12 protein-coding genes are annotated in these 13,789 nt (G+C 72.1%); 7 read left to right on the forward strand and 5 right to left on the reverse strand.

Features of this window, described 5'->3' with window-relative positions:
• The first annotated feature begins 76 nt into the window (after positions 1-76).
• The 3 genes from A3G1_RS0107555 to A3G1_RS0107565 all read left to right on the forward strand — a co-directional run bounded on the left by A3G1_RS0107555 (position 77) and on the right by A3G1_RS0107565 (position 2,818).
• The gene (locus A3G1_RS0107555) at positions 77-670 is read left to right on the forward strand and encodes a winged helix-turn-helix domain-containing protein (RefSeq protein WP_018348868.1); all 594 of its coding nucleotides are present in this window, start codon (positions 77-79) and stop codon (positions 668-670) included.
• Positions 670-1,938: an MFS transporter gene (locus A3G1_RS0107560; protein ID WP_018348869.1), complete on the forward strand. Its 1,269-nt coding sequence runs from the start codon at positions 670-672 to the stop codon at positions 1,936-1,938. Before A3G1_RS0107555 ends, A3G1_RS0107560 begins: the two co-directional genes overlap by 1 nt.
• Before the next feature lie 73 nt (positions 1,939-2,011).
• Positions 2,012-2,818 (forward strand): ArsR/SmtB family transcription factor, encoded by an 807-nt coding sequence (locus A3G1_RS0107565; protein ID WP_018348870.1) that lies wholly within the window; start codon positions 2,012-2,014, stop codon positions 2,816-2,818.
• A gap of 13 nt (positions 2,819-2,831) precedes the next feature.
• Here A3G1_RS0107565 and A3G1_RS0107570 read toward each other — a convergent pair whose 3' ends face one another.
• On the reverse strand, positions 2,832-3,524 hold the full coding sequence (locus A3G1_RS0107570; protein ID WP_026211894.1) for an RraA family protein: 693 nt from the start codon (positions 3,522-3,524) through the stop codon (positions 2,832-2,834).
• Between the two features lie 48 nt (positions 3,525-3,572).
• On the opposite strand from A3G1_RS0107570, the gene A3G1_RS0107575 reads away from it, so the two are divergent.
• Entirely contained in the window at positions 3,573-4,163 is a 591-nt protein-coding gene (locus A3G1_RS0107575; RefSeq protein WP_026211895.1) for an HAD family hydrolase, read from the forward strand.
• Between the two features lie 21 nt (positions 4,164-4,184).
• Here the strand turns inward: A3G1_RS0107575 and A3G1_RS0107580 are convergent, their stop codons facing one another.
• The 4 genes from A3G1_RS0107580 to A3G1_RS33740 all read right to left on the reverse strand — a co-directional run bounded on the left by A3G1_RS0107580 (position 4,185) and on the right by A3G1_RS33740 (position 9,964).
• The gene (locus tag A3G1_RS0107580) at positions 4,185-4,853 is read right to left on the reverse strand and encodes a Type 1 glutamine amidotransferase-like domain-containing protein (RefSeq protein ID WP_018348873.1); all 669 of its coding nucleotides are present in this window, start codon (positions 4,851-4,853) and stop codon (positions 4,185-4,187) included.
• A 207-nt stretch (positions 4,854-5,060) separates the two neighbouring features.
• Positions 5,061-7,985 (reverse strand): helix-turn-helix transcriptional regulator, encoded by a 2,925-nt coding sequence (locus tag A3G1_RS0107585; protein ID WP_018348874.1) that lies wholly within the window; start codon positions 7,983-7,985, stop codon positions 5,061-5,063.
• Between the two features lie 31 nt (positions 7,986-8,016).
• On the reverse strand, positions 8,017-8,187 hold the full coding sequence (locus A3G1_RS40395; RefSeq protein ID WP_018348875.1) for a hypothetical protein: 171 nt from the start codon (positions 8,185-8,187) through the stop codon (positions 8,017-8,019).
• The gene (locus A3G1_RS33740) at positions 8,174-9,964 is read right to left on the reverse strand and encodes a type 2 lanthipeptide synthetase LanM family protein (RefSeq protein ID WP_018348876.1); all 1,791 of its coding nucleotides are present in this window, start codon (positions 9,962-9,964) and stop codon (positions 8,174-8,176) included. Before A3G1_RS33740 ends, A3G1_RS40395 begins: the two co-directional genes overlap by 14 nt.
• A 745-nt stretch (positions 9,965-10,709) precedes the next feature.
• Between A3G1_RS33740 and A3G1_RS33745 the strand changes: the two genes are divergently transcribed.
• From A3G1_RS33745 to A3G1_RS0107610, 3 genes are all read left to right on the forward strand, one after another.
• Entirely contained in the window at positions 10,710-11,810 is a 1,101-nt protein-coding gene (locus tag A3G1_RS33745; protein ID WP_018348877.1) for a GNAT family N-acetyltransferase, read from the forward strand.
• Positions 11,811-11,851: 41 nt separating this feature from the next.
• On the forward strand, positions 11,852-12,595 hold the full coding sequence (locus tag A3G1_RS38285) for a MerR family transcriptional regulator (RefSeq protein WP_018348878.1): 744 nt from the start codon (positions 11,852-11,854) through the stop codon (positions 12,593-12,595).
• Between the two features lie 90 nt (positions 12,596-12,685).
• Complete coding sequence (locus A3G1_RS0107610; protein ID WP_018348879.1) at positions 12,686-13,783, forward strand: alpha/beta hydrolase; 1,098 nt, start codon at positions 12,686-12,688, stop codon at positions 13,781-13,783.
• Positions 13,784-13,789 lie beyond the last annotated feature (6 nt).

Below are 13,789 nucleotides of genomic sequence, written 5' to 3' on the forward strand. Positions count from 1 at the left end.
AGGAAGTTTGCCTGCCGCCAGGTACAAAGTGGAAAGGGGTCTTTCGAAAGGAGTCTTTCGACTGTAGGGTGCTGGCATGACCTCAGTGCCGCACCGGCAGGTGTCCGATCCCGGGGAGCTGCGTGCCCTCGCCCATCCACTTCGGATCCGGTTGATGGAGGAGCTGGTCGCGCATGGTGCGCAGACCGCTTCGCAGCTCGCGGAGCTGGTCGGCGAGAGCCCGGCGAACTGCTCGTGGCACCTCCGGCTGCTCCAGCGTTACGGCTTCATCGAGGAGGCTCCGGGTGGCACCGGCCGCCAGCGGCCCTGGCAGATGGTGCTCGCCTCACGGAGCTGGGGCACCGGCAGCCCGGAGGAGAGCCCCGAGCTGGCGCTGGCCGGTGACGAGGCGACACGCGTCCTCTATCGCCGGGAGCTCGACGCCTTCAGCAACTGGCTGTCCGCCCGGCGGGCTGAGGCCGCCGGATGGCGGGAATCCGGATTCAGCAACTCCAGCCTCGCGTGGCTGACCGCAGCCGAGCTGGAGGAGATTGGCAAGAGAATCAGCGAAGTGCTCGCCCCGCAGGCCGAGCGGTTCCTCGACCCGGCGGCCCGCCCCGAGGGCGCGCGGCTCGTCCGGCTGATCGCGTGGGGCGTCCCCAGCACCAGTACCCCTCATGAGGAGAAGTGATGCGCGCGGTCTTCCGTCATCGTGAGTTCCGGCTGCTGTTCGCCGGGCAGTCCGCGAGCATGATCGGCGACATGCTGCTGATGCTGGTGTTCGGCATCTGGGTCAAGGAGCTCACCGGCTCCAACGGGGCGGCTGGCGCCACGATCCTGTGCATGGTCCTGCCGGGGCTGTTCTCTCCCCTGCTCGGTTTCGTCGTGGACCGCTTTCCCCGCAAGGGTTTCCTGATCGTCGCCAACCTGCTCTCCGCTGCCGCGCTGCTTCCGCTCCTGGCCGTCGCCAGCAAGGAGCAGGTCTGGATCGTGTACCTGGTGGCAGCCTGCTTCGGCCTGTCAGCCAACCTCCTGGGCGGCGCGCTGTCCGCACTGATCAAGGACATGCTCCCCGAGGAACTGCTCGCCGAGGCCAACGGCGCACTCCGCACGGTCGGCGAGGGCCTGCGCCTAGCCGCGCCGATCGCCGGAGCCGGGCTGTACGTCACGGTCGGCGGCGCGGTGGTCGGCCTGCTCGACGCCGCCAGTTTCGTGATCGCGGCTGGCGTGATCGCGGCGCTGAAGGTACGCGGCACGAAGCCGGAGCGGATCGCGGCGAACCTCTGGGCCGAGATAACGGCCGGGGCCCGGCACCTGTTCACCGAGGCGGCGCTGCGCCGGACCGTGACCGGCCTGGCCGTGGCGACGGGGGCGTTCGGCCTGTTCGACTCGATGCTTTTCGCCCTGGTGGAGCATGGGCTGCACCGGTCCGCGCCGTTCATCAGCGTCATGGTCACGGTGCAGGGTGTCGGCGCGCTGGCCGGCGGGCTCAGCTCCGCCCGGGTGATCGCCAGGCTGGGCGAGGTGGGCACCCTCGCGCTCGGCCTCGGCCTGCTGGGCCTGTCCCTCGGCTCGGTGGCCGCGCCGGTCTCCCCCGCCGTCCTGCTGCCGATCGCCCTCGCCTGCTGCGTCGTGGCCGGGGTGGGCATCCCGCTGGCCTTCGTCGCGGTGAGCACCCTGATCCAGAAGCGCACCCCCGGCGAGCTGATGGGCCGGGTCAACACGGCCAGCAGCGCGCTGACCAGTACCCCGCAGATCCTCGCTCTCGGGCTCGGCTCGGTTCTCGCGTCCTTTGTGGACTACCGGCTCGCCNCCNCGACGGCTGGGGCACTGCTGCTCGGCACCACCTGGTACCTGTGGCGGGCCCGCGCCCTGACCACCCCGGTTCCCGCCCTCGCGGCGGTCAGCGTTCCGGGGCAGCGGGAGGCATCTTCGAGCGAGACGGGGTCGCGCGTGTAGCCCGGCAGCCCTCTGACCTGCGGATTCCCGGAAACGTTGACATTATGCAGGTGTTTACCTGCATAATGGGTCCGTGAACAGCGAGGCGACCTCGATCGACCAGGTATTCAAGGCGCTGGCCGACCCCACCCGGCGGCTGCTGCTCGACCGGCTGCGCGAGCAGAACGGGCAGACGCTCGGCGAGCTGTGCGAGCGGCTGGGCATGGCCAGGCAGTCGGCGACCCAGCACCTCGACCTCCTCGTCCGGGCCAGCCTCGTGACCGTCGTCCGCCGCGGGCGGGAACGGCTGCACTACCTCAACCCCGCCCCGATCCACGAGATCGAGGAGCGGTGGATCTCTGAGTTCGACCGGCCACGGCTACAGGCGCTGAGCGCCATCAAGAACAAGGCAGAGGAGTACGCAGTGAGGACCGATACTCTGACCGTCCCGTCCTATGTCTACGTCACGTACATCCGGGCGAGCGCCGAGCAGGTCTGGCAGGCGCTGACGGATGCCGACCTGACCGCCCGGTACTGGGGGCACGCCAACGTCTCCGACTGGCAGAAGGGCTCGGCCTGGGAGCACGTGCGCACCGACGGGTCTGGTGCCGTCGACGTCGTCGGCAGGGTCCTGGAAGCGCAACCCCCGGCCCGCCTGGTCATCACGTTCGAGGACAGCCCGGATGTCCAGCCGCCGCGTGAGCCGTCCGTCGTGACGTTCCTCGTCGAGCAGCACCAGGACATCGTCCGGCTGACCGTCACCCACGAGAACCTGCCTAACCACGAGATGCTCGGCGGGATCTCGCGCGGCTGGCCCGCCGTCCTGGCGAACCTCAAGTCACTGCTCGAAACCGGCGAGGTGCTTCCTCAGGCGCCGTGGGAGATGGACGGCAAAGCCTGAGCACCCGCCGGGCTCACTCCTCGATCGCGCCGCCGGTCCGGCGGAGGTGCTGGCGGAAGGTGTAGCCGGGGTCGGCCTCCCGGAGCTTGAGGTACTCGGCGAAGCCGGTCTGCTCCCGCAGAGTACGGCCCGCGCGGATCTGGGCGGCCTGGTCCCGCTCGGTCAGCCAGATCGCGCGGGCCACCGCCAGCACCTCCCCCGCGCCGGCGGCCGGGACGAAGAGCACGCCGTCGGCGTCGGCGAACACGACATCGGCATCGCTGACCAGATGCTCGCCGACCCGGGCGGTCACCAGCGCCTCCGGCTCGCGGTCGCCGACCCGGAGCGGCCCGGGCGGGAAGCTGCCCATGCTGAACACCGGCAGCCCGATCTCGGCGAGTTCCGGGGTGTCCCGGTGCAGGCCCCAGACCACGATCCCCGCCAGGCCTGCCGCCTGGGCCTCCAGGACGGCGAGGTCGCCTATGCACGCCTCGTCCGTACGCCCGCCGTTGTCGATCACGAGCACGTCGCCCGGCTCGGCCAGCCCGAACGCCTCCAGGAACACGTCGACGCTGCCGTAGTGCCGCACGGGCCGCGCCCTGCCAGCCACCCGGCTCCCCGCGACGACAGCCCCGAGACCCGGGGGCGCCGCGCGCAGCGGCACTCCACTCCGGACACACGCGTCCGCGACCAGCGGGGTCGACAACTCACCGAAACCACTCAGCATGCCCACCACCCTATGCCCGCGCGGCCCCCGTCTGGCTAGCCTCTTCTCATGATCATTGCTGTGCCGGACGGCGAGTTCGCCGCCTACCTGTTCGACTGCGACGGCACGATCGCCGACTCGATGCCCCTGCACTACCAGGCCTGGCAGGGCGTGCTCGGCGCGTGGGGCTGCGAGTTCAGCGAGGAGACCTTCTACGCCTGGGGCGGCGTGCCCGTCGCCGACATCATCCGCAGGCTGAACAGCGAGCAGAGCCTCGCGATGCCGGTGGCGGAGGTCGTCGCCCACCAGGAGGCGCTGTACCGGGAGATGCTGCCCAGCCTCACCACAGTGCCGGGCGTACGCGAGCACATCGAGGCCGCCCACGGGAAGCTGCCGCTGGCCGTCGTGTCCGGAAGCACCCGTGAGTCGGTGACAGCCTCACTGGACGTGCTGGGCGTACTCGACCGGTTCGACGTGCTGGTGTGTGCCGGGGACTACGAGCGGGCCAAGCCAGCACCGGATGCCTTCCTGCTCGCGGCGCGGCTGCTCGGGGTGACGGCCGGGTCGTGCCTGGTCTTCGAGGACACCAGCTTCGGCGTCGCGGCCGCGACGGCTGCCGGGATGGCCTCGGTCCGGGTACCGGCGCCGTGGGAGCGGTAGCGGTTTCCCAGGCACGTTGGCCTAGGCGTTGAGCAGCCTCCAGTTGCCCTCGGAGACGACTTCGATCTTCCCGCCGGTCACCTTGATGGCCGTCTCGCAGTCGATCGCGTACGCCTGGTGTGGAATCGTGGTGGCCCACTGCTCGGCGTGCGCCATGGTGTTCTCCGCCATGCCCGGGTAGTCCACGTGCGGGAAGATCGAGAAGCCGACCATGCCGAGCGTGGTGTCGCCGCCCCCTGGCGGGCTCCAGCGGACGAAGTCCTTCCCGATCCTCGGGGTCATCACCATGCTCCCGGCACTCAGGCCGACGTAGACGGTGTCGTTTAGCTCCGGCAGGAGGCTGGCCAGGCCAGACTCGCGCATCCAGTGACACAGGTACATGGGGTCGCCGCCCTCGACCAGCAGCGCGTCGGCCTCCCGGACCAGGGGCACCCACAGGTCCTCTCCGGCGCTGGGCAGGGCCGTCAGCTCCAGCACGCCGAGGGACTTCCAGCCCAGCTGGGCCATCGGCGCCCGATCCTCCAGCCCGCTGATCGCCCGGTGGGCCCGGACAGCTCCGCCCCGCTGGGCGTGCATCGCCGTCGGGACGATCAGGGCGCCGCACTCGGCGACCGGCTTGCCCAGCAGCTCGACCAGCGCGCCGTGGATGCTCGGGTTCCTGACGCCGGAGTCTGTGAGAAGAAGCTTCATCGCCCGAGATTAAGAGGTCCTAACTCAATGACTGGCGGCGCTCTGGCGGCTCCAGAAGACGACCGGACTGCGCAGAATTCGAGGGCGGATACAACACCGGTATCCGCCCTCGAATTCTGCTTGCCGCTCGCCTCCTGGACCTCGCCACAGCACCACCGCCATTAAGTTAGGACCTCTAAACCGGGCGTCTGACAATCCGGGCCGGAACTACTCGGCGTAGTCGCCGTTCAGGCCGGCGGCGTAGTCGCAGAGCGCGGCCCTGTCGGTCAGGTCCAGTTTGGACAGCAGGCTCGCGACGTGCTTCTCCGCTGTCCGCGCCGAGATGTAGAGCCGCTGCCCGATCTCCTGGTTGCCGAGCCGCCCGCCCAGCAGCACCAGCACCTCGTACTCGCGCACCGTCACCCCCACCTCCCGCAGTGCTGGCGGCACGGCCTCCCAGCCCCGGCGCTGCTGGAACACCGAGGCGCCGGCCCGGCGAAGGGTGGCGTGGCAGGCCTGCGCGATGGCAGGCAGGCCGGAACGGTGGAAGTACTCGGCGGCGCCGCGCGCCCAGTGCACCGGCGAACCCCAGCCATCGTCGAGAGCCGGGTCGGCGATCAGCCGGAGGATCAGGTGCCGGGCCAGCGGGTACACGGCGGCGGCCTCCTGGGCCTGTGCCGCCGCCACGCCGGAGGAGGTCGGGTCGCCGTCGCGGCCGTGGAGGACGGCCTTGGCCGCGAGCACGAACTGCTTGTTCCACCTCAGCTTGGCCTGTGGCGTACCGGCGACGGCCTCGTAGTCCGCCCAGCCGCCGTCCCCCGAGGCGACCCGCAGCAGCAGGCCCAGCCCGTACGTGCCGGCCAGGCTGTACGGGGTCGGCATCCGCCGGTCGCGTTCCCTGACGCGCTCCAGCTCGGCCCGCGCCCGGGCCCGGTCCTCCTCCAGCAGCGAGCACACGGCCTCGGCCAGCCCCCACGCGACGGACAGGTAGTGGCTGTCCTCGCCGCCGGCCTCCAGCAGTTCCCCGATGCTGGCCTCCATCTCCTGGCGCCGGCCCCGGTGCGCGGCCGAGACCGCCGAGGCCAGGGACAGGTACCGGCTGACCTGACGCCGCTTCAGCCGCTCCGACAGCTCCCCGCACGGCTTCGCGAGCGCTTCGGCCTCCTCGTACTCCGCGTGCAGCACCGCGAGCATCGCCAGCAGGCTGTCGATGTCACACAGGGCCGGCAGCGCCCCGAGCCGCAGCGCCTCCTCCTTGGCCTGCCGGAGCCGGCCGGCCACGCCGTCGTTCAGCCAGTCGTTGGCGCCGAGGTAGTTGAATGCCGTGATCCGCCAGGCCGGCAGCCGGTGCTCCTCCGCGATGGCGAGCATCCGCTGGAAGTCCGCCTCGGACTCCGCGAGGCTGCGCGTCCGGGCGGCGATGCCGAGGACTTCGAGGGCCTGGCAGGCCACATCGGGCAGCGGCAGCCGTTCCGCGCCGGACAGCGCCCGCCTGGCCAGCGTCTCAGCCTGCCCCGAACGTGGGTCACCCGGCAGTTCCTGAAGAAGCCGGGCCTCGACGACATCGATCGGCGCGCCGCGTACCGGGTCGGCGTGCGCGCCGAGCGCCGCGCGGGCGGTGCCGACCTGGACCAGGCCGTCACGCCACCGGCCGCCAGCCACGGCGGCTTCCGCGAGCCGCGTGTGCAGGGCCGCGAGGCGCGCGCCGTCCAGCGTGCCCGCCAGCCCTTCCAGCTCCTTGCCGAGGTCGAGGGCCCGGTCGGTCTGGCCGGCCTCGGTGAGGGCTGACAGCAGTGGTTCGAGCAGCTCGGCGCGCAGGGTCGGGCTGACCCACGAACCGTACAGGCCGCGCGCCTTCTCCAGCAGTGCCGCGGCCGAGGCCGCCGCGCCCGCCGACAGCGCACGGCGGCCGGCCTCGGCGAACAGGGCGGCCGCGGCCGGCTCGTCCCCGGTGAGCAGGCGGAGCTGGGCGAGCTGCTGGCACCAGTCGCCGGGCAGGTCGGGGTGGATGGCCTCCACGGCGACGGCCAGCCGGGCCGCCAGGCTGGCGCGTTCGGTGGGCAGGAGCGGCGACAGCAGCGCGTCAGCTGTCAGGGCGTGCCGGAACGCGTACCAGCCGCCACTGCCCGGCTCCGCCGCGATGAGCTGGGCGCTGACCGCCGCGCTGAGCAGCTGGCGGAGCAGCTCGTCGTCGGCGCCGATCGCGTGCTGGACGACGCGCAGGGAGAACCGCCGGCCCAGCGTCGCGGCCGTGCAGAGCATGCTGTGGCCCTGCTTGCCGAGCCGCTGGGCCCGCTCGGTGACACTGAGCACCACAGTGGACGGTAAGCCGGCGGCTGCGCTCCGGTCGAGCGTCCAGCCGGTCGCCCGGCGGACCAGATGACCACCCTCCACCATGCCGGACAGCAGCTCCTCGACGACGAACGGGTTACCGTCGCCGTGCTTGGCCAGCCGCTCGGTGACGGCCGCCGGCACGGTGCTCTCCGGTGCCGCCAGGCAGTGCGCGACCATCGACGCCGTCTCGGCCTGGCTGAGCGGCTTGAGGTCCACGACCTGGGCCGCGCGCCGCCGGGCAGCCGACGCCGCGAGGCTGTCCATCGCCTCCGTGCCCGGCCTGCTGGTGGCCAGGAGAAGGATGCGGTGCCGGTCGAGGTTGTCGATCAGGTACTCGACGACGGCCAGGGTCTCCGGATCGGCGTCGTGCAGGTCCTCCAGGATCAGCACGCAGCCGGTGGCCCGGCTGACCACGGCCAGCAGGCGCAGGATCGACTCGGCCAGCACCAGCACGGAGTCGGCACCCGGCCCGCCGGGCTGCTCGCTCCACTCGGGAATGAGCCGGCCGAGCGCCGGGCGGTAGGGCAGGAGCTCGGCGCCGGGCACCATTCCGGTGATCCGGACGACGGACAGCATCGCCTCCGCCAGCGGCCGGAACGGCACCGGCGGGGCCGTCGTGCTGGTCCGGCCGGTGAACACCGGCATGCCGGCCTCGGCGGCGGTGGCGCGCAGCTCGGCGGCGAGCCGTGACTTGCCGATCCCGGCGTCGCCGAGCAGCAGGGTCGCCTGGCCCTCGCCGTCGCCGGCCGCCCGGAGTGCCGTGGCCAGCACGCGCAGCGGGAGGTCCCGCCCGACCAGGACCGGCGAAGTCAGCCTCATGCCACCCGTCTCCCGCTCCTGCCGCCGGCGGTCATGCCACCAGGTCGGCCTCGAACTCGCCGAGGGCCACCGTGGTCTTCGACGTCGTGGTGATGTAGATGTCGGTCGCGCTCAGCTCGTCCAGCACGATCTCCCCCGCCGGGTGGTCAGCGGCACGGTACTCGGGGCTCTTCCATTCCCGTACCAGGTCATCGACGCTCATCATATCCTCCTTGGGTGAGTGAACTGGTGATCAGATTCTCCTGAACCCGCCGGTCTCCGGGATGACAGGCAGCAACTTTCTGGCGTACCCGGTCCAAAGAGGACACAGGGTAGACCGCCGGCAGTGCGCACCCGGCTGCCGTCAGGTCACGGCTGCCGGGCCTCGTCGTGAACATCGGGACGTCGCCGGCCCACAGCTCGGCCAGCTCGTACGGCACCATCGGATCCCGGAAGCCGTCCGGGGCGGCGCGCAGGTGCGCGAGGACGCCGTCGCGGTCGAGCGCGTCGCGCAGCACGTCCGGGTGGGTGGACTCGTCGAGCAGCTCGGTGTAGACCCGGGTCGGCCGGAGCACCACCCTGGTCTCCGCCTCGGCGAAGGCTTCCAGCAGGCCGGCGAAGTGCGCGCGCTCCGCGCTGATCAGGTCGTACCCGGCCCGGAAGCCTTCCACCACCGCACCGGCGTGCGCACGCGGATCGGCCGCCCGGCCCCGTACGACCGGCTGGTTCTGGGCTCCGGCCGCGGTGAGGTGGGCGCGGACGATCCGCATCTCGTCCGTACCGGCACCGGCCACCACCGCCGACTTCACCGGGAGCCGTCCCCCGCCGGAGCCGCCGAGCCCGCTGATGTCGAGCGCCCCGCCGTCGCCGCGCAGGTACTCGGGCAGCAGGCCGGTGCGGCGGACCGTCCCCAGCGGATCGCCGGGGTGGTGGGGCGGATGGAAGAGGCCTTCGAGGTCGACCAGCACGGGCTGGTCCGCGCAGGCGATCACGTTCTCCAGGTGGAAGTCCACGCCTTCGAGCAGGTGCACGAGCGCCAGCAGCACTCCGACCCGATGGTAGTACCGCGCGGCGCCGCTCCGGCACGGCCGGTGCCGCACATACCCGGCCCAGCCGTACCCTTCGCGGGCCAGCACGCCCGGCCTGAGCAGGTCCAGGCCGGGCAGGCGCTCGCTGAGCCAGCCGAGGAGCGTCCCGAAGTGGTACTGGACGTCAAGCGGCCGGGGCTTGTAGACGACGCGCTCGCCGGAGGCGAAGGTCAGCACGGCGACCGTCCGGCCGCCCCGGTGCGGGTCACCGTGCGCGGCGACGGCCGTCAGGGGGCCTGGATCGCGCCCGCCGAGCAGAGTGTCCACAATGGCCGGACGATCAGCGGCAAGCCGGGCCATCAGCTCGTTCTGCGCGGCGGCCGAACGGGCGGCGGCCTGGGTGAGCAGCCTGCCCAGTACCGGATACTCGCCCAGCAGCGCCGCCAGCGCGCCCGGCTGGCTCAGGTACCGGATGAAACTCGCGAAGCGATCCGCGGAGCTGGCACCGGACAGCTGGCCGGTGACCCGCAGGACCTGGAGCTCCAGCACCAGCGTGCGGGCGGCGATCCGGGTGAGCTGGCCGGACAGCGCGCGGGTGAAGCCCGGCAGCAGGCCGGGCGGCGTGCCGGGCGTGACCTGGGTGGCAGCGTCAGCGACGAAGGGCCACAGGACGGCCTGGAAGCCGGCCCGCCAGCCGGACCCGGCAGGTGGCGGGGCTGGGTCGCTCGACAGGATCCTGGTCAGGTCCGCCGCCCACCGAGGCTGCGGCGCCCTGGCCGCCAGCGCGCCGGCCGGCTCGGCGAACAGCGCGAGGACCTCGGCCTCCGGGCCCTGCCCGGCGCCGGCGATCCGCGCCCAGCGGTTGAGGCGGAGCCTGGACCTGGTCTCCTCGGCGGGATCCGGCAGCACCGGGCCCGGCAGTGCCCGCCGCTCGGCCAGGCTCAGCCCCCGCGCCCACGCCGCCCATGCCACCGCCCCCCGTTGCGCAGAGTGAGCATCGTGCGCCCTGTGCGTCACGCCCGCCACAACCCCTCCGCTCAGACCAGCAGAGCCGTCCGGGCCGCACCCGTGTGCGCCCATCGAACGCCCCAGTGTGTCCATTCTGTCCGCGAAGCCCGCCGTGGTCTATATCCGGTGCACAAAGGAGGGAAAACCAATTTTCTCGTACTGGGGTGACGGGCACCCCGCCCCCAGATTCCCGCCGCCGCCCCCCATATTCCCCCGCATGCGTTGCAACGCCCTGACCAGTGAGATTCACTCATCTCAGCCGCTGGTTCGCCGGTGGCTGAGAGGACGGATCCGCCCCAACACGGTGCCGTCCTTGCGCCCCCAGCGGGGGTGTGGCCACTTGGGACCGGGCCACACCCCCGCTTAGCGCGTCCAGGGGTCTTGGCATGTCCAGGGGTCCGGGCGGGGGTCGCGGCCGGGCCCGGGCGGCTCAGCGCTTCCGCCGCGGGCGGCGCACCGGCACCGGGGCCAGCGGCGCGGTCGTCTTGCCGGCCAGGGTCACCGTCACAGTGTGATGCCGATGGGGTGTGCTCTTCGGAGTCCGTGCCGCAGCACTCCTGCCGGGACAGTGCATCCGTCACCACCACCAACGAGGCCGGCCAGCAGGGAATGAACAGGACAGTTGGTGCACTGTCCTCGACTCCCGAGCATAGGGGTACGTCGCGGGCCGGGACAATATCCAGTCACGTTCACCGATAGGCTGCCCGGCATGGAGCTGCACACCCCGCGCCTGCTGCTGCGCCGGCTCACCCCAGCGGACATCCCGGACGTCGCGCGGGCGGGGGCCGACCCCGGCATCCGGCGGTACCTGGGCATTCACCTCGGATCGGGTGCCGAGGCCGCCGAGTCCTTCGTGACAGTCGCGCCGGAGGAGAAGTTCGCGATCTGCGACGCGGGTACCGGGGAGTTCCTCGGCTCCGCCGGGCTGATCAAGCACGAGCCGGCCTGGCGGCGGGCCGAGATCGCGTACTGGCTGGCGCCGGCCGCCCGGGGCCGTGGCGTGGCCGCCGAGGCCGTCACGGCCGTGCTGCGCTGGGGCTTCGAGGACCTGCGGCTGATCAGGATCGGCTGGCGGGCCGAGATCGGCAACCACGCCTCGCGGCGGGTGGCCGAGGCGGCTGGCTTCCGGTACGAGGGGCGGGCCCGGCAGGCCGTGCTCAGCCAGGACGGCGAGCTGGCCGACGCGTGGATCGCGGCCATCACGGCCAGGGACTGGACGGCGTACCAGCACGGCTTCCCGATGCCAGAGCCTCAGGGAAGCCGGGTGTTCGAGGGCGGGCAGCCGGTGCTCACGAGCGGCAAGGTGACCCTGCGGCCCATGCGGCCCTCGGACGCGCCCGGGCTCGCAGCCACGGCGGCCGACCCGCTGACCCAGGAGTTCACCGGCATGCGGGACATGAGCCTCGAGAACGCCGAGCGCTACATCGCCGGCAAGGGCCCGACGCTGTGGCGGCTGGGCGACGGCGCGGTGTTCGCCTTCTGCGGGCCGGACGGCGAGTTCGCCGGGGAGATCGGCATCGAGGTGGACAAGGCCGACCGGACCAGCGCCGAGGTGTCCTATGTGGCCAGTCCGGCCGCGCGCGGCAAGGGCTACACCACCGACGCCGTACGGGCCGTGACGGAGTGGGGCTTCTCCGGCCCGCGCTACGGCCGGATCTACCTGCGGGCCGAGCCCGGCAACATCGGCTCGATCCGGGTGGCCGAGAAGGCCGGGTACACAGTGGAGGGCACGGCACGCGGCGGCCTGTACCACGGCGGGGTCCGCCGGGACGTCATCGTCGCCGCCCGGCTGGCCACAGACCCTGATTGAGGGTTGAACCTCACGCCACGTGAGGTCCTACAGTCATGCCCATGCCGAGGTCTGGGGAACTGTGGAGTGTCGGCGCGCTGGCCCGGATCGCCGGGCTGACCGTGCGGGCACTGCACCACTACGACGAGACGGGCCTGCTGCGCCCGGGTGAGCGGACGGCGGCCGGGCACCGCCGGTACTCCGAGGCTGACCTGCAACGGCTGTACCGGATCCGCCTGCTCCGCCGGCTGGGCCTGCCGCTGGAGGACATCCAGCGGGTACTCGACGAGCCCGAGGCCCTCCGTGACGTGCTGGACCGGCGCGCGGCGGAACTGGACGACGAGATCTGGCGGCTGGGCGTCCTGCGGAAACAGGCCGGGGACCTCGCCGCCCGGCTGGGCAGCCCGCAACGGATGGACCTGGTCACCCTGGCCGGCTCCACGGGTATCTTCACCGAGCGGCTGACCCGGGAGCAGAAGGACGAGCTCGACGAGCGGTACGCGGCCCTCAGCGCCACGGCCCGCGACAGCCTGGAAGCGGAGTGGCCCGAGGTGCTCAGCCGCCTCGCCGGGCACTTCCGGGCCCAGGACCCGGCCACCGACCCCGAGGTCCAGGAGTCGGTACGCCGCCTGCGCGCTCTCGCGGAGACGTATGCCGGCGGGGACCGGGCCGTGATGGCCGAAGCGGCCCGCTTCATCGAGGTGAACGGCCACGGCCTGCTCGGCGAGGTACTGGGCGAGCAGGCGCACGGCCTCGAAGGGCTGTGGGAGTACGTCACGCGGATGTGCCTGGCACAGCCTGGCTGACCCGTACCAGTTTCCAGTTTCCCGGGCAGGACCGGCGATGACGACTGCCCTTTTCCAGGAGGAAATACCTTGATAAATACGATCCTGGCGGTGTCTGTTGCCGCTGCCAGCCTGGTCATTCCGCAGCTGGCGGCCCCGGATGGCCGGCTGCCGGTCGGCACCGAGGTGCTGCACCTGGTCGACGAGCAGCGCACCGATCCCTGGCCGGACGCCGCAGGGCAGCCACGGGAACTGATGGTCACGGTGCACTACCCGGCCCGCACGGTCCGGGGATATCCGCTCGCCCGGCAGATGAGCCCGCTGGCCGCCCGGCACTTCGGGGCTTTCGACGCCCGGTACATCCACCCCGAGCTGCCCGATTCCGGAGTGGACTGGCAGGGGGCCACGGGAAGGGCGCACACCGGGGCGCCCGCCAGGTCCGGCAGGTACCCCGTGCTGCTGTACAGCCCGGCGGCCGGCGATCCCCGGACCCTGAACACCGCCCTCGCCGAGGACCTGGCCAGCCGGGGCAACATCGTGGTCAGCATGGACCATCCGGGTGAGACGTCCGAGGTGGAGTTCCCCGGTGGCAGGCTGCGGGGTATCGCCCTGCCCGGCCCGCCGGGCCAGCCCGACGTGTTCAGCACGATCCTCCAGACCCGCCTGGCCGACACCCGGTTCGTCCTCGGCGAACTCACGGGCCTGGCCTCGGGCACGAACCCCGACGCGGAAGGCAGGCGGCTGCCCGAGAGGCTGGGCAGGGCGCTCGATCTCGGGCGGGCCGGCATGTACGGCCACTCGATCGGCGGCACCACCGCAGCCCAGGCGCTGTACGAGGACCCGAGGATCGACGTCGCCGTGAACCTGGAGGGATACCTTGACCATCCGGGCGGCGAACTGCTGCCCGTGGCCAGGTACGGCACGTCGCGGCCACTGCTGCTGTACGGAACGGACGGCTTCCGCGACGAGCGGTTCGCACGGGGCTGGGCGGCCATGCGGGCCAGCGGGACGTGCGTACGGCAGGAAACCGTCGCCAGCGCCACGCACTGGGTGTTCAGCGACTTCGCCACCATCGCCCCGCAGCTTCAGGCAGCCGGGCTCATGACAGCAGAGCAGCGGAAGTCCCTGATCGGCGCGGTGGAACCGCCGGTCTCCGTACCTGCCATCCGTGACACCGTGGCCGGCTTCTTCAGCGGGCGGCTGCGCTGAGTTCTC

Source organism: Longispora albida DSM 44784 (assembly GCF_000379825.1).
Classification (GTDB): domain Bacteria; phylum Actinomycetota; class Actinomycetes; order Mycobacteriales; family Micromonosporaceae; genus Longispora; species Longispora albida.